The sequence below is a fragment of the Variovorax soli NBRC 106424 genome (assembly GCF_001591385.1).
GTDB classification, from domain to species: Bacteria; Pseudomonadota; Gammaproteobacteria; order Burkholderiales; family Burkholderiaceae_C; genus Variovorax; species Variovorax soli.
Genome location: NZ_BCUU01000011.1, coordinates 1 through 19,839 on the forward strand (window position 1 = coordinate 1; position 19,839 = coordinate 19,839).

Consider the following 19,839-nt stretch of genomic DNA (forward strand, 5'->3'; position numbering starts at 1 on the left):
CGGGGCGCCTGCCGCCGGAACCGCGGCGGCGGCCACTGGAGCTGCTGCCGCGGCGGGCATGGCCTGCACGTACTGGACGGCCGCTGCCGCCGTACCGCCCTTGACGATGCGCACCTTGCCTTCGGCCTCGGTGATTTCCAGTTCGGAAATATTGGATTCAGACACCAGGTCGATCAGTGTCTTGAGTTTGCGCAGATCCATGGAACTCCATCGCCGGCAGAAAGCCGATTATTTGAACTAAATCGCCGGATCATCGGCGAACATCGGCGTTCGGACGCCAATTCACTATTGCGGGGCGCTGGATTCTAACCGTGAAAAAATTCTCGGCGCCAGGTGTCGAGGTCGACCTGTTCGAGCTTGCCCATTTTACGTTCTGCGACCGCCCCGTCAGCGGTCAACGCGAGGGTAAATGGCAGACCGCCCGCCGTGTTGCCCAGCGCACGGATCAATTCGGTGCCGTCCAGGCCGGCCAGGCCGATCGGATAGGTGACCGGCGTACGCTGGAGGAACTTGCGCACAGCGCTGGGCTGGTCGATGGCCAATCCCACAACTTGCACGCCGTTAGCCGCGTGTTCGCGGAAGAAGCGGTCGAGCATTGGCATTTCTTCGACGCACGGCGCGCACCACGTGGCCCAGAAGTTCAGCAGGACGGGTTTGCCGCGCAAGGCTTGAAGGGCCAGCTCGCCCCCCTCGGGCCGCTCGAATTTCCTGCTCCAGAAGTCGGCGCCCAGGGCTTCGTGGCCGCCGGCGGGACGCTGCTTCCACCAGGCCGCGCCGGCGCCGGCACCGGCCGCCAGCACGGCGGCGGCGCCATAGAGCCAGAGGCGGCGGGAAGGGTTGGGGGCGGAAGGGTTGTCGCTCATGAAGTTGAATTGTCCTGTTCCAGCAGACGGCGCAAGGCCGCCAGGTTGCCGCGCGGGACCCGGCCCTGCGAATCGGCCTTGAGGGCGCCGCGCAGGTCGTCGAGGTCGTAGACCATGAGATGGACGCCGATTTCCTCGCTCAGTTCGTGGCTGTACACGTGCAGGCTCAGCGCCTCCACCTGTTCGCCGTGAAAGCCTGTGACCATCCGCGGCTCGTAGTCCACGTGATGGTCGATGAGTGCAATTTCGGCCGACTTCGAATCGTCGCAGAACAGCTGAATGTAGATGTCCGACAGGCGGGTGGCCGTGCCGTGCCACACGGCACCGCCGATGTACGGCCGGAAGGCCGCCATGTGCTCCATCCATTCCAGCGCCAGCCGCCGCAGCGCGCGCAACTCGCCAGGCTGCGTGTCGGCGCAATAGAGCTGGATGTAGTCGCGCACTTCGGCCTCGACTTCGTCGTTGTTGGGCAGCGCAGTGCGCGCGGGCAGGCCCAGCTCGCGCAGCGCGCGCCGCTTGGCCGGGCCGTATTCCAGCCCCTCTTCCACCACCATGCGCGCGGCGAAGGCGGCGATTTCCCGCTTGGAAGACGATGACGAGCTGTCCATCGGCCCATTGTGCCCGTGCTGGCTGCCGGGCAGAAGCATGCGACGCAATGCCGCGCAGCAGGCCGAGGTTTGCTTCAGGCGAGCATCGCCGCGGACTTGGCGCGCGACTGGCGCGCCGACTTGAAGGCGAGGAAGGCTTCGAGGCTGGTCTTGCGCGGTACGTAGCCGAACTCGGTCTTGAGCCGGGTGTTGGACAGCACCGGCCGGTAGCGCAGGAAGTCGAGCTGTTCGGGGCCATAGCGGCTCACGCCCAGGCGCGAGCCGACCACCAGTGCCAGCTTGAGCAGCGGCGCCGGCAGCGACAGCAGCGGCTTGCGCAGCAGCGCGGCGATCTGCGGCAGGGTGAGCGCCCCGTCGCCCGCCACGTTGAAGCATCCGGTGCGGCCCGTCTTGATGGCATGCACGATGCAGCCGGTGACGTCTTCGTCCCAGATGAAGACGAAGGGGCTCTCGCTGCCCTGGATCGCCAGAATGCGCGGCTTGTCGAACAGCGCCGTGATCTGGTTGTTGACCTGCTCGCCCAGGATGGTGCCGATGCGCAGCACCGTCTGGTGCAGCTGCGGAAAGCGGGCGCGGTAGTCGGCCAGCATCTCCTCCACCAGCCGCTTGTGGTGCGAATAGGCAAAGCTCTCGTTGCCGCGCAGCGCCTGGCCCTCGTCGATCCAGGCCGGGTTGTCGGCCCAGTAGCCGTAGGCGGCGCCGCTGGACGACACCACCAGGTGCCCCACGTTGCTGGCCACGCAGGCTTCCAGCACGTTGCCGGTGCCCAGCACGTCCACCGAGTACTCGAACTCGCGGTTGCTGCCCGCGCCGGGCGTGACGATGGCGGCCAGGTGCACGACCGCGTCGATGGAATGATCGGCGAGCGTGGCCCGCAGCTCGGGCGCGCGGATGTCCTGCACCAGGTAGACGACGCCGGGCACGCGGCGCTGCGCCGGCACTTCCCGCACATCGAGCGCCACCACGCTGTCGATGTCGGGCAGTTGCGCCAGCGCGGCCACCACCGTGCGGCCGAGGAATCCGTCGGCGCCGGTGATCAATATCCGGCGTGCCGGATGGGGGGTGGTCATGACCATGAAAAGGAGAAAGATAGGGTTCAGGCCGAGCGGGCGGCCGTGGAAGAACCAGATTCAGAAGAAGTCGAAGGCAGCGGCCGCCGCCCCCACCAGCCGGCCAGCAGCAGGCCGGCGATGATGTCCCAGAAGCCCCACACGCCGGCCACCACCGCCATGCCGCCCAGGCCGCCGAAGAAGCCGAAGATGAGCACCAGGCCCAGCCCCGCATTGCGGATGCCGACCTCGAAGCTCACCGCCCGCCGGTCGTATTCGGCCAGCCGGGTCGCCGAGGCGCAGAGGTAGCCGGTGGCGAAGGCCAGCGCGTCGTGCAGCACCACGGCCAGCAGCACCAGGCCCACGTAGTCCATGAAGTAGCGCCAGTTGCCGGCAATGGCGCCGATGATGAAGCCGACCAGGCACAAAAAGCTCAGGATGCGGATCGGCTTCTTCGCCTTCCCGGTGAAGCCCGGGAGGAAATGCGCCACCGCAATGCCCAGCACGAAGGGCGCGCCGATGATGGTGATGATGTGCACCACCATTTCAGCCGGGTTCAGCGCAATGGTCTTGAGCAGCGCCGAAGCCGTGGGATGGATGCCGCCCCAGAAGGCGAAGTTGATCGGCATCACCACGATCGAGATCAGGTTGGAGATGGCCGTCATCGACACCGACAGCGCCACATTGCCGCCCGCGCGGTGCGTGAGGATGTTGGAGATGTTGCCCGGCGGGCAGCAAGCCACCAGGATCATGCCCAGCGCGATGCTCGGCGCGGGCTGGAGCACCAAGGTCAGGCAGAAGGTGATGGCTGGCAGCACGATGAACTGCGCCGCAATGCCGACCGCCATGGCCAGCGGCATGCGCGCCACCCGCCTGAAATCGGCCACCCGCGTGTCCAGGGCGATGCCGAACATCAGGAACCCCAGCACCGCGTTGAGCAGCACCAGCGAGGCCGGATTGAAGTTCAGGCGTATTTCATCGACTGGGAGCATCGCGCGTCCTGGTTGTTATTGGTTGGAAAGGCGCAGCGCCTTCAGGCCAGCCTGGCCGAGGCTTCGCGCACGGCCTGCCGGTAGGCGTCCTTGTTGACGTAGTAGGCCATGCGTTCGAGCTTCAGGTATTGGTAGCCACCCGAAAGGTCGGGCGCCGGCCCGGTCTTGGCGGCCTTCAGCGCCGCGGCCTGGGGCTTGCCCTCGGCCTGCGCCTTGAAATAGCGCGCCAGCAGTTCGGCCTGCTCGTAGCGGCCCTGCCAGCCGATGCCGCTGGCCTCGATCATGCCCAGCACCGCCAGGTTGTCGAAGCCCGGCGCGAAGATGTTCAAGTACAGGCGCGGCGCCATGCCCTGCCAGTTGAGCCAGGTGCGGTCGATAAAGGGGTAGTGCAGCTTGTAGCCGGTGGCGCACAGCACCAGGTCGTAGTCGCGCGCGCTGCCGTCCTTGAAGTGCACCGTGTGGCCCGCCAGGCGCTCGATGTCGGCGCGCACGCCGATGTCGCCGTGGCCGATGTGGTGCAGGATGAGCGAGTTGACCACCGGGTGCGACTCGTACATGCGGTAGTCGGGCTTGGGAAAGCCGAAGCGCACCGGATCGCCCGTGAACCACTGGAGCACCCGCGCATCCAGGCGCTGCTTGATCCAGGCCGGCAGCGGCCGCTTGCCGCCCAGCGTGTCGGCCGGCTTGCCGAAGATGTACTTGGGCACGAAGTAGTAGCCGCGGCGCACCGAGATGTCCACGCTCCTGGCGTAGTGCACCGCATCGACCGCGATGTCGCAGCCGCTGTTGCCCGCGCCCACCACCAGCACGCGCTTGTCGGCAAAGAGGCTCGCCTTCTTGTAGGCGCTCGTGTGCAGCAGCTCGCCGTCGAAGTAGCCCGGAAAGCGCGGCATCGAGGGCTCGGACAAGGTGCCGTTGGCGATCACCACGCCCTTGTAGTCGGCCGTCTCGATGCGCCCGTTGCCGGCGTCCACGCTCACGCGCCACAGCGTGGTGGCGCATTCGGTCACCGGCTCGACGCGGATCACCTTGGTGTTGAAGCGGAAGTGGCGGCGCAGGTCGAAGTGATCGGCAAAGGCGCTGAAGTAGCGTGCCAGCTCGGTGTGGCTCGGGTAGTCGGCCACATGGTCCGGCATGGGGAATTCCTTGAACTCCGTGGTGCGCTTGGAAGAGATCAGGTGCGCCGACGCATAGACGGTGCTTCGCGGGTTGTCGATGTTCCACAGCCCGCCGACGTCGCTGTGCGCCTCGAAGCCCTGGAACGGAATGCCCAGCTTCTGCAGGTTGCGCGCACCGGCCAGGCCGGAAGGGCCGGCGCCGATCAGGGCGATCTGCTGGTGGGTAGGCACGAGTGCGGACGCAGGAACGGACACAGACAGACTCCAGGAAGAACTTCGAGGCCGCGCGCTCAGCGCGCGGCCTTGTCGGACGATGGTTGCGGCGCGGCGCCGGCGGCGCCCAGGCCGGGAATGGCCGTGGCGCCAGCCTCGCCCGCGCGCGGCTTGCGCGGCTGGCGCAGCAGCAGCGCGTCATGCCAGGCATCGGGCAGCAGGCCCAGCAGGTTGGACAGCCAGCCGACGCGGCGCGGCAGCACCAGCTGCTCGCGGCCCTCGGCCAGCGCGCGCAGGATCGCCTCGGCCGCCGCCTCAGGCGCCATGAGGCCCGGCATGGCGAACTTGTTGCCGGCGGTGAGCTGCGTGCGCAGATAGCCCGGGCTGACGGTGCAGACCGTGATGCCGGCCGCACGCAGTTCGGCACGCAGGCTCTGCAGGTAGCGGATGAGGCCACCCTTGCTGGCGCAGTAGGCGCCGTTGCCCGGCATGCCGCGCCGGCCGGCGATGCTGGCAATGCCGGCCAGCACGCCGCTGCCGCGCTCGCGCATGGGCTTCACGAAGGGCTGGAAGGTGGCGGCCACGCCGAGCAGGTTGATCTCGAGCATGCGCTTGAACACCGCCAGGTCCGAGGCCTCGGCCGTGTCGAAGCCGCCGGCCACGCCCGCGTTGGCAATCACCGCATCGGGCACGCCGAAGCGCGCCATCCAATCCGCGGCCATGGCTTGCATGGCCGCGCCGTCGCTCACGTCGGGCATGTACATGGCGCAACGCCCCGGCGCGGCCGCCGCCAGCGAATCGAGCACGGAACGGTCCAGCCCCACCAAGGCCACCCGGGCACCGCGCGCCAGCGCGGCCTGCGCCATGGCGCGGCCCAGGCCGCCGCAGGCACCGGTGATGACCAGATTGGCTAAAGGATGAACCATCGAAAAAATACTTCAGAAGTCATCCATTTTAGCCACATTTGAAGGACAATCTCGAAATCATAGATAGCTAGTCTCGTAATTCGATACGTCACATGGATTTATCCGTCCCCCTTGCCGAAGCTCGCGACCAAGTCGAGCAAGATCAGGCGCATACGCCCGGCCTGCGCCTTCTTCAAATGCTGGAACTCGTCGCGGCCACCGGCGAGGCGCAATCGCTCGCCGACGTGGTGCGCCTCAGCGGCCAGCCCAAGCCGTCCGTCCATCGCATGCTCCAGCAGTTGGAAGTGGGTGGTCTGCTCGCGCGCGGCGCCGACGGCCGCCGCTACGCGATCACGCCGCGCCTGATCCGCTTTGCCGAAACCGTGCTGCGTGCCAGCAGCAGCACCGGCGTGCGCCACACGCTGCTGCGCCAGCTGGTGGCGGACGTGGGCGAAACCTGCAACCTCACGGCCTTGTCGGGCTCCGAGGTCTTCTACATCGACCGGGTCGAGACCGCCTTTCCGCTGCGCATGGACCTGCGTCCCGGCTCGCGCGTGCCCCTGCACTGCTCGGCCAGCGGCAAGCTCTTCCTGGCGCACCTGCCGCGTCCGCAGCGCGAGCGGCTGCTCGACGGCCTGGACCTGCAGCGCTACACGCCCCACACGCTGGACACGCGCGAAAGGCTCGAGACCGAGCTGGAGCGCATCCGCCAGGAAGGCCATTCGGTGGACGCCGAGGAGTTCATCGACGGCATGGTGTGCGTGGCCGTGCCCGTGCGCGACGAGGCCAACGGCCCGGTGCGCTGCGCGGTGGCGCTGCAGGCACCGGCCGTGCGCATGCCCTTGCCCAGCGCCTTGCAGCAGCTGGACAAGCTGCGCCGCGCGGCGAGCGAAATCGCCCGCGTGATGTAAGGCCGCCTCGGTCGAGGGAGGCGCTTCGCGCTCTCTAGAATCGGCCGATGCACATTCACATTCTCGGCATCTGCGGCACCTTCATGGGCGGCCTGGCTGCCCTGGCCCGCGAGGCCGGCCATCGCGTCACGGGTTGCGACGCGGGCGTCTATCCCCCCATGAGCGACCAGCTGCGCGCCCTGGGCATCGAACTCATCGAAGGCTTCGGCGCCGACCAGATGGCGCTGGCGCCCGACGTCTTCGTGGTGGGCAATGTCGTGTCCCGCGCCCGGCTGGAAGACGGCAGCCCTAAGTTCCCGCTGATGGAAGCGATCCTCGACGCGGGCGCGCGCTACACCAGCGGCCCGCAGTGGCTGGCCGAGCATGTGCTGCAAGGCCGCCACGTGCTGGCGGTGGCCGGCACGCACGGCAAGACCACCACCACCTCGATGCTGGCGTGGATCCTGGAGCGCTGCGGGAAGGCGCCCGGCTTCCTGGTGGGCGGCGTTCCGCTGGACTTCGGCGTGTCGGCACGCCTCGGGGCCGGCACGGCCTTCGTCATCGAGGCGGATGAATACGACACCGCCTTCTTCGACAAGCGCAGCAAGTTCGTCCATTACCGCCCGCGCACGGCGATCCTGAACAACCTGGAGTTCGACCACGCCGACATCTTCGACGACCTGGCGGCCATCGAGCGGCAGTTCCATCACCTGGTGCGCACCGTGCCTTCAACGGGCCGGCTGGTGGTCAACGCGACCGAGGACAGCCTGCAGCGCGTGCTGGCGCAAGGCTGCTGGAGCGAGGTGGCGGGCTTCGGCGGCGAGCGCGCCGACTGGCAGGCCCGCGGCACGCACGACGCCTTCGACGTCATGCACCAGGGCCAGGCCGTGGGCCGTGTGCAATGGGCGCTGTCGGGCCTGCACAACCAGATGAACGCGCTGGCCGCCATTGCGGCCGCGCAGCACGTGGGCGTCTCGCCGGCCGAGGCGGCCCAGGCGCTGGGGGGCTTTCGCAACGTGCGCCGGCGCATGGAGCTGCGCGGCAGCGCCCCGCGCGCCGGCGGCGCCATCCGCGTGTACGACGACTTCGCGCATCACCCCACCGCCATCCGCACCACGCTCGACGGCCTGCGCCGCAAGCTGGACGACGCGGGCCAGAAGGATGAACGCATCCTGGCCGTGTTCGAGCCGCGCAGCAACACCATGAAGCTGGGCGCTATGGCGGCGCAGCTGCCGTGGAGCCTGGAAGCGGCCGACCTCGCCTTCTGCCACAGCGCCGGCCTCGGCTGGGACGCTGCAGCCGCGCTGGCCCCGATGGGCGATCGCGCACGGGTGGCCGACAACATCGAGCGCCTGGTGCAGCAAGTGGCGGCAGCGGCAGCGCCTGGCGATCACATCGTGTGCATGAGCAACGGCGGCTTCGGCGGCATCCACCAGAAGCTGCTCGACGCGCTCGGCGCGCAGGCCTAGAGTCGAGCCATGATGCAAGCGCGCAAGCTCATCGAGACGCTGGGCCTCAAGCCCCATCCCGAAGGCGGCTGGTACCGCGAGGTGTTCCGCTCGAGCACCAGCGTGGCCCCCGCCGACGGGCGGTCGGCGCGCGACGCGCTGACCACCATCTACTTCCTGCTGGAGGCGCACCAGCATTCGCGCTGGCACCGGGTGCTGTCGGACGAAGTCTGGGTGCACCTGGGCGGCGCGCCGCTGGCGCTCTACACCAGCGATGCGCAGCTTCGCACGGCGCCGGGCCATGTGAAGCTGGGGCCGGTGGGCCTGCATGGCGCCCATCCGCAGCATGTGGTGCCGGCCGGCCAGTGGCAGGCCGCTCGCCCGCTCCTGTCGCCTGGCGACGCCGAATTCACCCTGGTCACCTGCACCGTCGGGCCGGGCTTCGATTTCGACGACTTCAGCTTCATGGCGCCGGACGGCGACGAGGCCGCCGCCCTGCGCCATCACTGGCCGGAGCTGGCGGCGCTGATCTGAGCCGGCGCAGCCCTGCCCCGGGGGCCAGGCCGTTCAGCCGCGGCGCTTCTTGACGGCGCGCGCCAGCGTGTCGAGCACGCCCACCGAGTCGTCCCAGCCGATGCAGGCGTCGGTGATGCTCTTGCCGTATTCCAGGCCGCTCACCTTGTCCTTGCCCGGCGAGAACTTCTGGGCGCCGGGGTTCAGGTGGCTCTCCACCATCACGCCGAACACGCTCCTGGAGCCGCCCTCGATCTGCCGCGCGATGTCGGCCACCACCTCGATCTGCTTCTGATGCTGCTTGGAACTGTTGGCATGGCTGCAGTCCACCATCAGCGTGGGCGGCAGCTTGGCCGCGTCCAGGTCGGCGCAGGCCTGCGCCACGCTCGCGGTATCGTAGTTGGGCGCCTTGCCGCCGCGCAGGATCACGTGGCAGTCGGGGTTGCCCTGGGTCTGCACGATGGCCACCTGGCCGTTCTTGTGCACCGACAGGAAGTGGTGCCCGCGCGCCGCCGCCTGGATGGCGTCGGTGGCGATGCGGATGTTGCCGTCCGTGCCGTTCTTGAAGCCGATGGGCGCCGACAGGCCCGAGGCGAGTTCGCGGTGGACCTGGCTCTCGGTGGTGCGTGCGCCGATGGCGCCCCAGGCGATCAGGTCGCCGATGTACTGCGGCGAGATCACGTCCAGGAACTCGCTGCCGGCCGGCAGGCCCATGCGGTTGATCTCGATCAGCAGCTGGCGCGCGATGCGCAGGCCCTCGTCGATGCGGTAGCTCTCGTCCAGGTAGGGGTCGTTGATCAGGCCCTTCCAGCCCACCGTGGTGCGCGGCTTCTCGAAGTACACGCGCATCACGATCTCCAGCGTGTCGGCATGCTTCTCGCGCTCGGCCTTCAGGCGCCGCGCGTAGTCCAGCGCCGCGGCCGGGTCGTGGATGGAGCACGGGCCCATCACCACCAGCAGCCGGTCGTCCTTGCCGGCCATGATCTTGTGGATGCTCTTGCGGGTGTGGGTGATGAGCGATTCCACCGGGGTCCCGCGAATCGGGAAGAAGCGGATCAGGTGTTCGGGCGGGGGCAGCACGTTGATGTCCTTGATGCGTTCGTCGTCGGTCTTGCTGGTTTTCTCGACGCGCGCATACCAGCCGTCGGTGGCGGAGTTCGTGCTGCTGCTCATGGCTGATTCCTTTTTTCGAAGTGTTGAGTTGAGGTTTAAGGAAAAGGTGGGGCGAAAAAAAACCGCCGGGCTGTTGGCACCGGCGGTTTTGGGAGGTTCTGCTTGTCTTTGCTCTACGCGCGCGCCTCTCGTCCGCCGGAAACCGGGAACCAAAAGTAGGCAAAAAAGTAAGCGCGGAGGGCGGACATTGGCGGCAACTCTAGCACAGCTTTTTGATCAGGCGGTGCCGCCGACCGTGAGGCCGTCGATGCGCAGGGTGGGCTGGCCCACGCCTACGGGCACGCTCTGGCCTTCCTTGCCGCAGGTGCCCACGCCGCTGTCCAGCGCCATGTCGTTGCCGATCAGGCTCACGCGCTTGAGCGCGTCGGGGCCGTTGCCCACGATGGTGGCGCCCTTCACCGGGTACAGCACCTTGCCGTTTTCCACCCAGTAGGCCTCGCTTGCCGAGAACACGAACTTGCCGCTGGTGATGTCGACCTGGCCGCCGCCAAAGTTGGTGGCGTACAGGCCCTTCTTGATGCTGGCGACGATCTCCTTCGGGTCCTTGTCGCCGCCCAGCATGTAGGTGTTGGTCATGCGCGGCATGGGCACGTGGGCATAGCTCTCGCGCCGGCCGTTGCCGGTGGGCGCCACGCCCATCAGGCGGGCGTTGAGCGAATCCTGGATGTAGCCCTTGAGGATGCCGTCCTCGATGAGCACGTTGCGCTGGCTGGCGTGGCCTTCGTCGTCCACGTTGAGCGAGCCGCGGCGGTCGGCGATGGTGCCGTCGTCCAGCACCGTGACGCCCTTGGCCGCCACACGCTGGCCGATGCGGCCGGAGAAGGCGCTGGAGCCCTTGCGGTTGAAGTCGCCTTCCAGGCCGTGGCCCACCGCCTCGTGCAGCAGGATGCCGGGCCAGCCGGGGCCGAGCACCACAGTCATCTCGCCGGCCGGTGCCGGGCGCGATTCGAGGTTGACCAGGGCCGCGCCGACCGCCTGGTCGACGTAGCTGGCGATGTGCTCGTCGTCGAAATACGCCAGGCCGAAGCGGCCGCCGCCGCCGCCGGAGCCCACTTCACGCCGGCCGTTCTGCTCGGCGATCACGGTGACGGACAGGCGCACCAGCGGACGCACGTCGGCCGCCAGCGTGCCGTCGGCGCGCGCCACCAGCACCACGTCGTATTCGCTGGCCAGGCCCGCCATCACCTGCACGATGCGCGGATCGCGCGAGCGCGCGAGCTTTTCCACCTTTTCGAGCAGCTGCACCTTGGACGTGCTGTCCAGCGTGGCGATGGGGTCGATGCCGCCATACAGCGCCCGGCTGGCGGCCACCTTGCGCGCGGCCGCCTTGACCTTGCCAGCCTTGCCGGCGCTGGCAATGGCCCGCACGGTGCGGGCGGCATCCAGCAGCGAGGCCTCGGAAATATCGTCGGAATAGGCAAAGGCCGTCTTCTCGCCGCTCACGGCCCGCACGCCCACGCCCTGGTCGATGCTGAAGCTGCCGGTCTTCACGATGCCCTCTTCCAGGCTCCAGCCCTCGCTGCGGGTGTACTGGAAGTACAGGTCGGCGTCGTCGACCCGGTGCGCGCGGATCTCGGCCAGCGCGCGCGACAGGTGCGATTCGTCCAGGCCGAAGGGCGTGAGGAGGAGTTGCTGCGCCGTGGCCAGGCGCTCGATGGTGGGTTCGCGGGAGATCATTCAAACATTATGAGCGCCCCGCCAAACCATTGCGGAGTTAGCCGATTTCCAGCCGGTCGGGGTTCTTGGCCGCCAGCTTCTTCGAGCGGGAAATGGACATCAGGATGCCCAGCCCCAGCCCCAGCGTGACCATGGCCGTGCCGCCGTAGCTGATGAAGGGCAGCGGCACGCCCACCACCGGCAGGATGCCGCTGACCATGCCCATGTTCACGAAGGCGTAGGTGAAGAAGATCATGGTCACCGCGCCGGCCATGAGGCGGGAGAACAGCGTGGGCGCGTCGATGGCGATGATCAGGCCGCGCATGATCAGGAACAGGAAGGCGCAGATGAGGAAGATGTTGCCCATCAGGCCGAATTCCTCGGAGTACGCCGCGAAGATGAAGTCGGTGGTGCGCTCGGGAATGAATTCCAGGTGCGTCTGCGTGCCCTGCATGAAGCCCTTGCCGCCGAGGCCGCCCGAGCCGATGGCGATCATCCCCTGGATGATGTGGAAGCCCTTGCCCAGCGGGTCCTTGGTGGGGTCGAGCAAGGTGCACACGCGCTGCTTCTGGTAGTCGTGCAGCACGCGCCAGTCGAAGCCCTCGGCGCACAGCGTGGGCTCGAAGCTGATGATGAGAACCACCGCCACCGCGCCGAGGATCACCGGCGGAATGATCAGCTTCCAGGACAGCCCGGCGAAGAAGATGACCGACAGCCCCGCCGCCAGCACCAGCAGCGAGGTGCCCAGGTCGGGCTGCTTCATGATGAGCCCCACCGGCACCGCCAGCAGCACCGTGGCCACCACGAAGTCGAGCGCGCGCAGCTGCCCCTCGCGCCGCTGGAACCACCAGGCCAGCATCAGCGGCATGGCGATCTTGAGGATTTCGCTGGGCTGGACGACCACGCCCACGTTGATCCAGCGCCGGGCCCCCTTCTTCACCAGCCCGAACATCGCCACCGCGATGAGCAGCGCCACGCCCAGCGTGTAAAGCGGCACCGCGAAGCTCATCAGCCGCTGCGGCGGAATCTGCGCCACCACGAACATGATGAACCCGGCCAGGATCATGTTGCGCCCATGGTCCGCGAAGCGGGTGCCGTGGTCGAAGCCGGACGAGTACATGGTGACCATGCCGGCGCACGCCAGCAGGAACACCGCGAAGGCGAGAAAACCGTCGTAGCCCTGGAAAACGGGCGCGATGCGGCGCGCAAGAGAAGGCTGGTCGAAGACGGCGGACATGGGGCCGCAATTATCCCAGCAGCGAGGCTGCCTCGCGCGCCTGCTGCGGCTAGCATGGCGCCCAAATGTCCCGCACCACCCATCTTCTCTATCTGCACGGCTTCCGTTCCTCCCCGCGCTCGGCCAAGGCGCAGATCATGGCCCGGCGGGTGGCCGGCGAGCACCCGGCCGTCCATTGGTGGGCGCCGCAGCTGCCCCCGTCCCCGCGCGAGGCCATGGACCTGGTGATGGCGGGCATCCGCGACTGGCCGCGCGAGGCCATGGCGGTGGTCGGCTCCTCGCTGGGCGGCTTCTATGCCACCCACGTGGCCGCCGCCACCGGCTGCCGGGCCGTGCTGCTCAACCCGGCGGTGCACCCGGCGCGCGACCTGGCCCGCTACATCGGCGACCAGACGCAGTGGCACGCGCCCGAGGAGCATTTCTATTTCAAGGCTGAGTACATCGACGAGCTGAAGGCCCTGGAAACCGGCCGCCTGCCCCATCCCGAGCGCTGCCTGGCCATCGTCGCCAAGGGCGATGAAGTGCTCGATTGGACCGAGATGGTGGCGCGCTACCCCGCAAGCCGGATCAAGCTGCTGGAAGGCGGCGACCACGCGCTGTCCGATTTCGAAGTGGCGCATCTGCGCGACGTGCTGGATTTCCTGCAGCTGGTCTGAGCCGGTCCCGCCCTCGTCCTGAGGGACAATCGACGGATGTTCGTATTGTTTGAAGAAGCCGGGAAATACCTGGGCGGCCGCGTGCTGTCCGAGGCGGAAGCCTCGGCACAAGTGGAACTCGACACCGGCAAGCGGGTCAAGGTGAAGGCAGCCAACATCGTGCTGCGCTTCGACAAGCCCACCCCTGCGCAACTGATGGCCGAAGCGCGCGACCTGGCCGCCGGCATGGACCTGGACCTGGCGTGGGAGTTCGCGCCCGAAGGCGAATTCGGCTTTGCCGACCTGGCATCCGACTACTTCAGTACTCAGCCCACGGTCACGCAGCAGGCCGCAGCCCTGCTGGCACTGTTCGAGGCGCCGCACTACTTCCGGCGCGCCGGCAAGGGCCGCTTCAAGAAGGCGCCGGCCGAGATCGTGCAGCAGGCCCTGGCGGCCATCGAGAAGAAGAAGCAGGTCCAGGCGCAAATCGGCGAATGGGCCGCGCAGCTGGCGGCCGGCACCTGCCCGGCGCCGGTGCGCGAGCAGCTCTACAAGATCCTGTTCAAGCCCGACAAGAACGCGCCCGAATACAAGGCCGTGGTCGAGGCCGCCCGCGCCACGCAGAAGCCGCCGCTGGCCCTGCTGGAAGCAGCCGGCGCCATCGACTCGCCCTACCAGTTCCACTGGAAGCGCTTCCTGTTCGAGAACTTTCCCAAGGGCACCGGCTTTCCGGCGCTGTCGGCGCCCGCGATCCAGGACGAGCTGCCGCTGGCGGCCGTGCAGGCCTTCTCGATCGACGACTCGCACACCACCGAGATCGACGACGCCCTGTCGGTGCAGGGCCTGGGCAGCGGCACGGTCACGGTGGGCATCCACATCGCCGCGCCCGGCCTGGCCCTCACGCCCGGCAGCCCCATCGACCAGGTGGCGCGCGCCCGCATGTCCACCGTGTACATGCCGGGACACAAGATCACCATGCTGCCCGACGAGGTCGTGGCCGCCTACACGCTGGAAGAAGGGCGCGACTGCCCTGCCGTCTCGATCTATGCCCGCTTCGACGAGGCCAGCCTCGCGCTGCAGGCCACCGAGACGCGCCTGGAGCGCGTGCCCATCGCCGCCAACCTGCGGCACGACAAGCTCGATGCCTTCATCACGCAGGCCTGGCTGGAAGACCCCGCCGTGTCGTCCGAGGTGCCGCAGCCGGCGGCCGGCCTGCGCGAGCCACTGTCCTTCCTGTTCCGCCTGGCCAAGCACCTGAAGGCGCAACGCGAAGTGGCCCGCGGCAAGCCCGAAAGCTTCAACCGGCCCGACTACACCTTCAGATTGGTCGGCAACGATGGCGAGCCCGATGGCAGCGAACGGGTGCAGATCGGCACGCGCGCGCGTGGCGCGCCGCTGGACCTGATCGTCTCCGAGGCCATGATCCTGGCCAACAGCAGCTGGGGCAGCTGGCTGGGCGAGTTGGGCGTGCCGGGCCTGTACCGCAGCCAGGCCAGCCTGGCGCCGGGCGTGAAGGTGCGCATGGGCACCAAGGCGCTGCCGCATGCCGGCCTGGGCGTGAAGAGCTACGCCTGGAGCACCTCGCCGCTGCGCCGCTACACCGACCTGGTCAACCAGTGGCAGATCATCGCCGCGGCCCGCCACGGCAAGACCGCCGCGCTGGCCGCGCCCTTCAAGCCCAAGGATGCGGACCTGTTCTCCATCCTCTCGGGCTTCGACGCCGCCTACAGCACCTACAACGGCTACCAGGCCGCGATGGAACGCTTCTGGACGCTCAAGTACCTCGAGCAGGAAGGCATCACCGAAGTCGAGGCCACGCTGATCAAGGACATGCCCAATGCCGCCCTGGCCCGTGCCGACACGCTGCCGCTGGTGTTCGGCCTGACCGGCACGCAGGGCCTGGCGCGCGGCGCCCGCGTGCGCGCGCGGCTCACCGACATCGACGAGATTTCGCTGGACGTGCACGGCAGCGTGATCGAGCGCCTGGACAAGCCGCCTGCGTCGGCGCAAGAGGAAGAGTCGGGCGAGGACGAGGAAGAAGTCGCAGCCGGCCCGCTCGCCATCGCGGTGGACATGAGCGATGCCGAAGGCGAACCCACCGCGCCTGCCCCCACCACAGCCGCATGAACCTGGCCGCATGAAACTGCGCGACTTCAGCACCCTGCAAATTGCGCTCGGCGTTTCGGTGCTGGCGCACGCCGCCCTGCTCGCGGTGCGCTTTGCCGACCCGCAAGCCTTCAACCGCGTGTTCGAGGACACGGCGCTCGAGGTGATCCTGGTCAACGCCAAGACCAACGAGAAGCCCGACAAGGCGCGCGCCATCGCGCAGACCTCGCTGGCCGGCGGCGGCGACCTCGACAAGGGCCGCGCCACCAGTCCGCTGCCGCCCTCGGCCTTCACGGCGGTGGGCGACTCGCTGGACGACGCGCAGCGCCAGATCGAGGCCATGCAGGCGCAGCAGATGCTGCTGCTGGCGCAGCTCAAGCAGCAGCTGGCCACCATGCCGGTGCCCGATCCGCGCAACGCGGGCGCGCCCAACGAGAACACGGCACAGGAAGAAAAGCGCAAGCAGCTGGTCGACCTGCTGGCCGAGATCGAGCGCCGGGTGAACGAAGAAAACGCGCGCCCCCGCAAGCGCTACGTGAGCCCCGCCACCCGCGAGGCGGCCTATGCGGTGTACGTGGACCAGCTGCGCCGCCGCATCGAGGCGCGCGGCACCGAGAACTTTCCCACCGCCGCCGGCAAGAAGCTCTATGGCGAGCTGACCATGCTGGTCACGGTCAACTTCGACGGCGGCGTGCTGGGCACCGAAGTGGTGGAGGGCTCGGGCAACCAGCTGCTGGACCGGCGCGCGCAGGCCATCGTGCGCAGCATCGGCAACTTCGGCAAGTTCACCGACGCCATGCGCAAGCAGACCGACCAGATCGTGCTGCCATCGCGCTTCAAGTTCACGCGCGACGAGACGCTCGAAACGCAGGTGAGTGCCACCACCACGGCACCCAAGTAACCGAACGACCACAAGGGACGACGAGGCCATGGACCTCTATTGCGTGATGGGCAACCCGGTCGAGCACAGCCGCTCGCCCTGGATCCACGCCCGCTTCGCCGAACTCACCGGGCAGCAGCTCGACTACGGCCGGCGCCTGGTGCCGCTGGGCGAATTCGCGCAGGGCCTGGCCGCCTTCCGCGGCGAGACGGCCGGCACGGCGCGCGGCTGCAACGTCACCGTGCCCTTCAAGTTCGACGCCGCCCAAGCGGCCGACCACCTGAGCGAGCGCGCCCGCCTGGCACAGGCCGTCAACTGCCTGAGCTTTCGCGAAGACGGCGTCCATGGCGACAACACCGACGGCGCGGGCCTGGTGAACGACATCACCCGCAACGCCGGCGTGGCGCTGGCAGGCAAGGATGTCCTCCTCATCGGCGCGGGCGGCGCCTCGGCCGGCGTGCTGGGGCCGCTGCTCGAATCGGGCGCCCGCCGCGTCGTGGTGGCCAACCGCACGCTCGCCAAGGCCATCGCCCTGGTGCAGCGGCACGCAGCCGTGGCGTTGCCGCACCACGCAGACGTGGAGGCGCAGGCGCTCGACCAGGTGGCCGGCAGCTTCGACATCGTGATCAACGCCAGCGCTTCCAGCCTGGCCGGCGCCGAGGTGCCGGTGGCCGCCAGCGTCCTCAAGCCCGGTGCACTGGCCATCGACATGATGTACGGACCGGCCGCCGCCGGCTTCCTGGCCTGGGCGCGGGCGCACGGCGCCGAGCCGCGCGACGGCCTGGGCATGCTGGTGGAGCAGGCGGCCGAAGCCTTCCACATCTGGCGCGGCGTTCGCCCGCCCTCGGCGCAGGTGCTGGCCGAGCTGCGCGCCATCGTGGGCTAGGCGCACGCGAGCGGATGCGCGCCCTTCTCCGGCTTTTGGCTTGCCTGCTGCTCGCGGGCCTGGCGCTGCAGCTGTTCTTCGTGCTGCGCATTGCCGCCATGGTGGTGGTCGATCCGCAATCCACCGCCTTCCAGCGCTCCGAAGCCTGGCAGATCGCGGTGCACGGCCGTGCCAACGGCAAGAAGGAATGGGCGCAGCGCTGGGTGCCCTACGCGCAGATTTCCGACAACCTCAAGCGCGCGGTGATCGCCAGCGAGGATGGGGAGTTCGTCAACCACTACGGCGTGGAGTGGGACGCCATCGAGGCCGCGCGCAAGCGCAACGAGCGGGCGGAAGAGATCGCGGCGCGCCGGGCCGCGCAGGCCGCACGCACCGGCAAGGCCGTGCGCCCGCCCAAGCTGCGCGGCGGCTCCACCATCACGCAGCAGCTGGCCAAGAATCTCTTCCTCTCGGGCGAGCGCACCCTGCTGCGCAAGGGGCAGGAGCTGGTGCTGGCCACCGCGCTGGAACTGCTGCTGGACAAGCGCCGCATCCTTGAGATCTACCTCAACAACGTGGAATGGGGCGAAGGCGTGTTCGGCGCCGAGGCCGCGGCGCAGCACTACTTCAGGAAGCCGGCGTCTCGCCTCAGCGCCTACGAGGCGGCACGCCTGGCGGTGATGCTGCCCAGCCCGAAATTCTTCGAGACGCGGCAGGGCTCGGGCTACCTGGCCAGCCGCACCTCCACCATCGTGGCGCGCATGTCCGCCGCCGAGCTGCCCTGACGCATCGGCCTGGGCCGGCCCGTATCATCGCCGCCATGCTTCTTGCCAAGTTCACCGGGTGGGCGCTGCTGGCGCTGGTCCGCCTGCTCACCGGCGCCCAGGCCCGCTGGTGGGGCTGCCCGCCCAAGGCGGAACAGCGCATCTACTTCGCCAACCACCAGAGCCACATCGACCTGGTGATGATCTGGGCGGCGCTGCCGCAAGAGCTGCGATCCATCACGCGGCCGATCGCGGCGCGCGACTACTGGACCAGTTCGCCCCTCAAGCGCTGGATCACCACCGAAGTGTTCAACGCGATCTACGTGGAGCGCGGCGGCAGCGCGCCGCTGCCGGCGGACCTGTCGGCGCCGCCTGCTGCCGCAGCACCAGCAGCCGACCCGGTGCGCGAGCGCATCGAGCCCTCCTTCGACGCCATGCCATTGCCCGCAGGGCCTGCCGCAGACGCCGTCGCCCACCCGGAAGAACCGGGGCAGGCACAGCTTCCGCTGGAAGCCGCTGCGCAGGCGGCGGCTGCACAACAAGCGGCGCCCGAAGCCGAGCGCCTGACACCCGGCACGCCCGAAGCCATGCTGCCGCTGCAGCCGCTGATCGATGCGCTGCAAAGCGGCGATTCGATCATCATCTTTCCCGAAGGCACGCGCGGCCACACGGGCGAGCCGCAGAAGTTCAAGTCGGGCCTGTACACGCTGGCCACCATGTTCCCCGAAGTCGTGCTGGTGCCCGCCTGGATCGACAACGTGCAGCGCGTCATGCCCAAGGGCGAAGTGGTGCCGGTGCCGATCCTGTGCTCGGTGACCTTCGGCGCGCCCATCCGGATCGAGGACGGCGAGGAGCGCCGCCCCTTTCTCGACCGCGCGCGCGATGCCGTGATCGCCCTGCGGGATGTCTAGCCAGTCATGAATTTCCTGCGATCCCTCACCCCGACCCAGCAGGTCGCGACGCTCTTTCTCTTCGTGTTCGGCGTGCTCGCGCTGATCAGCATCACCACGCTCCTGCTTTCGCTGCGCGAGAAGCGCCACCCGGTGCACGGCGAGCGCTGGCAGCAGGAACTGGAGCACGGGCGCAGCCTGATGCGCACCACCTGGTTCATGGTGGTGGTGTTCTGGATCGGCTGGGCGCTGGGCGAAACCGTGGCCACGGTTCTGTTCGCGCTCCTGTCCTTCTTCGCCCTGCGCGAGTTCATCACGCTGTCGCCCACCCGGCGCGGCGACCACCGCAGCCTGATCCTGGCCTTCTTCGTGGTGCTGCCGATCCAGTTCTGGCTGGTGGCCACGGCCAAGTTCGACCTGTTCACCGTGTTCATTCCGGTCTACGTGTTCCTGGCCATTCCGGTGGCCAGCGCGCTGGCCGACGATCCCAGCCACTTCCTCGAGCGCAATGCCAAGCTGCAGTGGGGCATCATGGTCTGCGTCTACGGTCTGAGCCACGTGCCGGCGCTGCTGCTGCTGGAGTTTCCCGGCTACCAGGGCAAGAGCGCCTTCCTGGTGTTCTTCCTGGTCAGCGTGGTGCAGGCCTGCATGGTGGTGCAGCACCTTCTTTCACGGCGGTTGGAGCGCGAGCCCTTCGCGCCCAACGTCAGCCGCAGCTTCAACTGGAGCACCTGGGCCGTCGGGCTGGTGCCGGCCGTCGTGCTGGGCGGGCTGTTCTCCTTCATCACGCCCTTCAAGATCGGCCAGTCGATGGCCATGGCGCTCATCGCGTGCGTGGCGGGGTCGATGGGGCACCTGGTGATGAAGGCGCTCAAGCGTGATCGCGGCATTCCCAACTGGGGGCCGCGCGGCGTGGGCGTGACGGGCGCCAACGGCCTGCTGGACCGCATCGATGCGCTGTGCTTTGCCGCGCCGATCTTCTTCCATTCGGTGCGCTGGTACTTCGGCGTCTGAAATGAAACCACCCCGTCCCT

The 19,839-nt window shown here is 68.4% G+C and carries 20 protein-coding genes; 10 read left to right on the top strand and 10 right to left on the bottom strand.

Translation table 11 applies throughout. From position 1 onward, the window contains the following. The 7 genes from VSO01S_RS05415 to VSO01S_RS05445 all read right to left on the bottom strand — a co-directional run. The coding region (locus VSO01S_RS05415) for a DUF8684 domain-containing protein (protein ID WP_506016897.1) at nucleotides 1-201 on the bottom strand (201 nt) is incomplete at its 3' end. A gap of 104 nt (nucleotides 202-305) precedes the next feature. Beyond that, the gene (locus tag VSO01S_RS05420; RefSeq protein WP_068640783.1) at nucleotides 306-863 is read right to left on the bottom strand and encodes a TlpA family protein disulfide reductase; all 558 of its coding nucleotides are present in this window, start codon (nucleotides 861-863) and stop codon (nucleotides 306-308) included. After that, nucleotides 860-1,471, bottom strand: a complete 612-nt coding sequence (locus VSO01S_RS05425; RefSeq protein WP_068640846.1) for a hypothetical protein — start codon at nucleotides 1,469-1,471, stop codon at nucleotides 860-862. The genes VSO01S_RS05420 and VSO01S_RS05425 overlap by 4 nt, the downstream gene beginning before the upstream one ends. A 74-nt stretch (nucleotides 1,472-1,545) precedes the next feature. Beyond that, nucleotides 1,546-2,541, bottom strand: a complete 996-nt coding sequence (locus tag VSO01S_RS05430; protein WP_068640847.1) for an SDR family oxidoreductase — start codon at nucleotides 2,539-2,541, stop codon at nucleotides 1,546-1,548. A gap of 26 nt (nucleotides 2,542-2,567) precedes the next feature. Beyond that, complete coding sequence (locus tag VSO01S_RS05435) at nucleotides 2,568-3,512, bottom strand: bile acid:sodium symporter family protein (RefSeq protein WP_068640784.1); 945 nt, start codon at nucleotides 3,510-3,512, stop codon at nucleotides 2,568-2,570. 41 nt (nucleotides 3,513-3,553) lie between these two features. Beyond that, complete coding sequence (locus VSO01S_RS05440) at nucleotides 3,554-4,861, bottom strand: flavin-containing monooxygenase (protein ID WP_068640785.1); 1,308 nt, start codon at nucleotides 4,859-4,861, stop codon at nucleotides 3,554-3,556. Between the two features lie 59 nt (nucleotides 4,862-4,920). Beyond that, the gene (locus VSO01S_RS05445) at nucleotides 4,921-5,769 is read right to left on the bottom strand and encodes an SDR family oxidoreductase (protein WP_068640786.1); all 849 of its coding nucleotides are present in this window, start codon (nucleotides 5,767-5,769) and stop codon (nucleotides 4,921-4,923) included. Between the two features lie 176 nt (nucleotides 5,770-5,945). Between VSO01S_RS05445 and VSO01S_RS05450 the strand changes: the two genes are divergently transcribed. Genes VSO01S_RS05450 through VSO01S_RS05460 form a run of 3 tightly spaced genes read left to right on the top strand, consistent with a single transcriptional unit; the run spans nucleotide 5,946 to nucleotide 8,620 of the window. Then, nucleotides 5,946-6,659: an IclR family transcriptional regulator gene (locus tag VSO01S_RS05450; RefSeq protein WP_245684119.1), complete on the top strand. Its 714-nt coding sequence runs from the start codon at nucleotides 5,946-5,948 to the stop codon at nucleotides 6,657-6,659. Between the two features lie 47 nt (nucleotides 6,660-6,706). Then, nucleotides 6,707-8,107, top strand: coding sequence for a UDP-N-acetylmuramate:L-alanyl-gamma-D-glutamyl-meso-diaminopimelate ligase (mpl, locus tag VSO01S_RS05455; RefSeq protein ID WP_068640788.1), 1,401 nt, complete (start codon nucleotides 6,707-6,709; stop codon nucleotides 8,105-8,107). Nucleotides 8,108-8,119: 12 nt separating this feature from the next. Continuing rightward, a complete protein-coding gene (locus VSO01S_RS05460) occupies nucleotides 8,120-8,620 on the top strand; it encodes a cupin domain-containing protein (protein WP_373282877.1) in 501 nt (166 codons plus the stop codon). Between the two features lie 33 nt (nucleotides 8,621-8,653). Here the strand turns inward: VSO01S_RS05460 and VSO01S_RS05465 are convergent, their stop codons facing one another. The 3 genes from VSO01S_RS05465 to rodA form a co-directional block, all read right to left on the bottom strand. Continuing rightward, a complete protein-coding gene (locus VSO01S_RS05465) occupies nucleotides 8,654-9,772 on the bottom strand; it encodes a 3-deoxy-7-phosphoheptulonate synthase (RefSeq protein ID WP_068640790.1) in 1,119 nt (372 codons plus the stop codon). Nucleotides 9,773-9,988: 216 nt separating this feature from the next. Continuing rightward, entirely contained in the window at nucleotides 9,989-11,449 is a 1,461-nt protein-coding gene (gene tldD, locus VSO01S_RS05470) for a metalloprotease TldD (RefSeq protein WP_068640791.1), read from the bottom strand. Nucleotides 11,450-11,486: 37 nt separating this feature from the next. After that, on the bottom strand, nucleotides 11,487-12,665 hold the full coding sequence (rodA, locus tag VSO01S_RS05475) for a rod shape-determining protein RodA (protein ID WP_068640792.1): 1,179 nt from the start codon (nucleotides 12,663-12,665) through the stop codon (nucleotides 11,487-11,489). A 65-nt stretch (nucleotides 12,666-12,730) separates the two neighbouring features. On the opposite strand from rodA, the gene VSO01S_RS05480 reads away from it, so the two are divergent. Genes VSO01S_RS05480 through VSO01S_RS05510 form a run of 7 tightly spaced genes read left to right on the top strand, consistent with a single transcriptional unit; the run spans nucleotide 12,731 to nucleotide 19,819 of the window. Beyond that, nucleotides 12,731-13,321: a YqiA/YcfP family alpha/beta fold hydrolase gene (locus VSO01S_RS05480; RefSeq protein ID WP_068640793.1), complete on the top strand. Its 591-nt coding sequence runs from the start codon at nucleotides 12,731-12,733 to the stop codon at nucleotides 13,319-13,321. A gap of 36 nt (nucleotides 13,322-13,357) precedes the next feature. Beyond that, nucleotides 13,358-15,427 carry a ribonuclease catalytic domain-containing protein gene (locus tag VSO01S_RS05485; protein WP_068640794.1) on the top strand — a complete coding sequence of 690 codons (2,070 nt, stop codon included), beginning with the start codon at nucleotides 13,358-13,360 and terminating at the stop codon, nucleotides 15,425-15,427. Between the two features lie 10 nt (nucleotides 15,428-15,437). Then, nucleotides 15,438-16,307 (top strand): energy transducer TonB, encoded by an 870-nt coding sequence (locus VSO01S_RS05490; protein ID WP_068640795.1) that lies wholly within the window; start codon nucleotides 15,438-15,440, stop codon nucleotides 16,305-16,307. Nucleotides 16,308-16,335: 28 nt separating this feature from the next. Continuing rightward, nucleotides 16,336-17,172: a shikimate dehydrogenase gene (gene aroE, locus VSO01S_RS05495; RefSeq protein ID WP_068640796.1), complete on the top strand. Its 837-nt coding sequence runs from the start codon at nucleotides 16,336-16,338 to the stop codon at nucleotides 17,170-17,172. 14 nt (nucleotides 17,173-17,186) lie between these two features. Continuing rightward, nucleotides 17,187-17,936, top strand: a complete 750-nt coding sequence (gene mtgA, locus VSO01S_RS05500) for a monofunctional biosynthetic peptidoglycan transglycosylase (RefSeq protein WP_068640797.1) — start codon at nucleotides 17,187-17,189, stop codon at nucleotides 17,934-17,936. A 35-nt stretch (nucleotides 17,937-17,971) separates the two neighbouring features. Continuing rightward, nucleotides 17,972-18,826 (top strand): lysophospholipid acyltransferase family protein, encoded by an 855-nt coding sequence (locus VSO01S_RS05505; RefSeq protein WP_068640798.1) that lies wholly within the window; start codon nucleotides 17,972-17,974, stop codon nucleotides 18,824-18,826. A gap of 6 nt (nucleotides 18,827-18,832) precedes the next feature. Next, nucleotides 18,833-19,819, top strand: coding sequence for a phosphatidate cytidylyltransferase (locus VSO01S_RS05510; RefSeq protein WP_068640799.1), 987 nt, complete (start codon nucleotides 18,833-18,835; stop codon nucleotides 19,817-19,819). Nucleotides 19,820-19,839 lie beyond the last annotated feature (20 nt).

Excerpts from the sequence above, each read along its gene's own strand:
- VSO01S_RS05420 (WP_068640783.1), bottom strand. The coding sequence starts at position 863 with ATGAGCGACAACCCTTCCGCCCCCAACCCTTCCCGCCGCCTCTGGCTC.
- VSO01S_RS05425 (WP_068640846.1), bottom strand. The coding sequence starts at position 1,471 with ATGGACAGCTCGTCATCGTCTTCCAAGCGGGAAATCGCCGCCTTCGCC.
- VSO01S_RS05430 (WP_068640847.1), bottom strand. The coding sequence starts at position 2,541 with ATGACCACCCCCCATCCGGCACGCCGGATATTGATCACCGGCGCCGAC.
- VSO01S_RS05435 (WP_068640784.1), bottom strand. The coding sequence starts at position 3,512 with ATGCTCCCAGTCGATGAAATACGCCTGAACTTCAATCCGGCCTCGCTG.
- VSO01S_RS05445 (WP_068640786.1), bottom strand. The coding sequence starts at position 5,769 with ATGGTTCATCCTTTAGCCAATCTGGTCATCACCGGTGCCTGCGGCGGC.
- VSO01S_RS05450 (WP_245684119.1), top strand. The coding sequence starts at position 5,946 with ATGCTGGAACTCGTCGCGGCCACCGGCGAGGCGCAATCGCTCGCCGAC.
- mpl (WP_068640788.1), top strand. The coding sequence starts at position 6,707 with ATGCACATTCACATTCTCGGCATCTGCGGCACCTTCATGGGCGGCCTG.
- VSO01S_RS05460 (WP_373282877.1), top strand. The coding sequence starts at position 8,120 with ATGCAAGCGCGCAAGCTCATCGAGACGCTGGGCCTCAAGCCCCATCCC.
- VSO01S_RS05465 (WP_068640790.1), bottom strand. The coding sequence starts at position 9,772 with ATGAGCAGCAGCACGAACTCCGCCACCGACGGCTGGTATGCGCGCGTC.
- tldD (WP_068640791.1), bottom strand. The coding sequence starts at position 11,449 with ATGATCTCCCGCGAACCCACCATCGAGCGCCTGGCCACGGCGCAGCAA.
- rodA (WP_068640792.1), bottom strand. The coding sequence starts at position 12,665 with ATGTCCGCCGTCTTCGACCAGCCTTCTCTTGCGCGCCGCATCGCGCCC.
- VSO01S_RS05480 (WP_068640793.1), top strand. The coding sequence starts at position 12,731 with ATGTCCCGCACCACCCATCTTCTCTATCTGCACGGCTTCCGTTCCTCC.
- VSO01S_RS05485 (WP_068640794.1), top strand. The coding sequence starts at position 13,358 with ATGTTCGTATTGTTTGAAGAAGCCGGGAAATACCTGGGCGGCCGCGTG.
- VSO01S_RS05490 (WP_068640795.1), top strand. The coding sequence starts at position 15,438 with ATGAAACTGCGCGACTTCAGCACCCTGCAAATTGCGCTCGGCGTTTCG.
- aroE (WP_068640796.1), top strand. The coding sequence starts at position 16,336 with ATGGACCTCTATTGCGTGATGGGCAACCCGGTCGAGCACAGCCGCTCG.
- mtgA (WP_068640797.1), top strand. The coding sequence starts at position 17,187 with ATGCGCGCCCTTCTCCGGCTTTTGGCTTGCCTGCTGCTCGCGGGCCTG.
- VSO01S_RS05505 (WP_068640798.1), top strand. The coding sequence starts at position 17,972 with ATGCTTCTTGCCAAGTTCACCGGGTGGGCGCTGCTGGCGCTGGTCCGC.
- VSO01S_RS05510 (WP_068640799.1), top strand. The coding sequence starts at position 18,833 with ATGAATTTCCTGCGATCCCTCACCCCGACCCAGCAGGTCGCGACGCTC.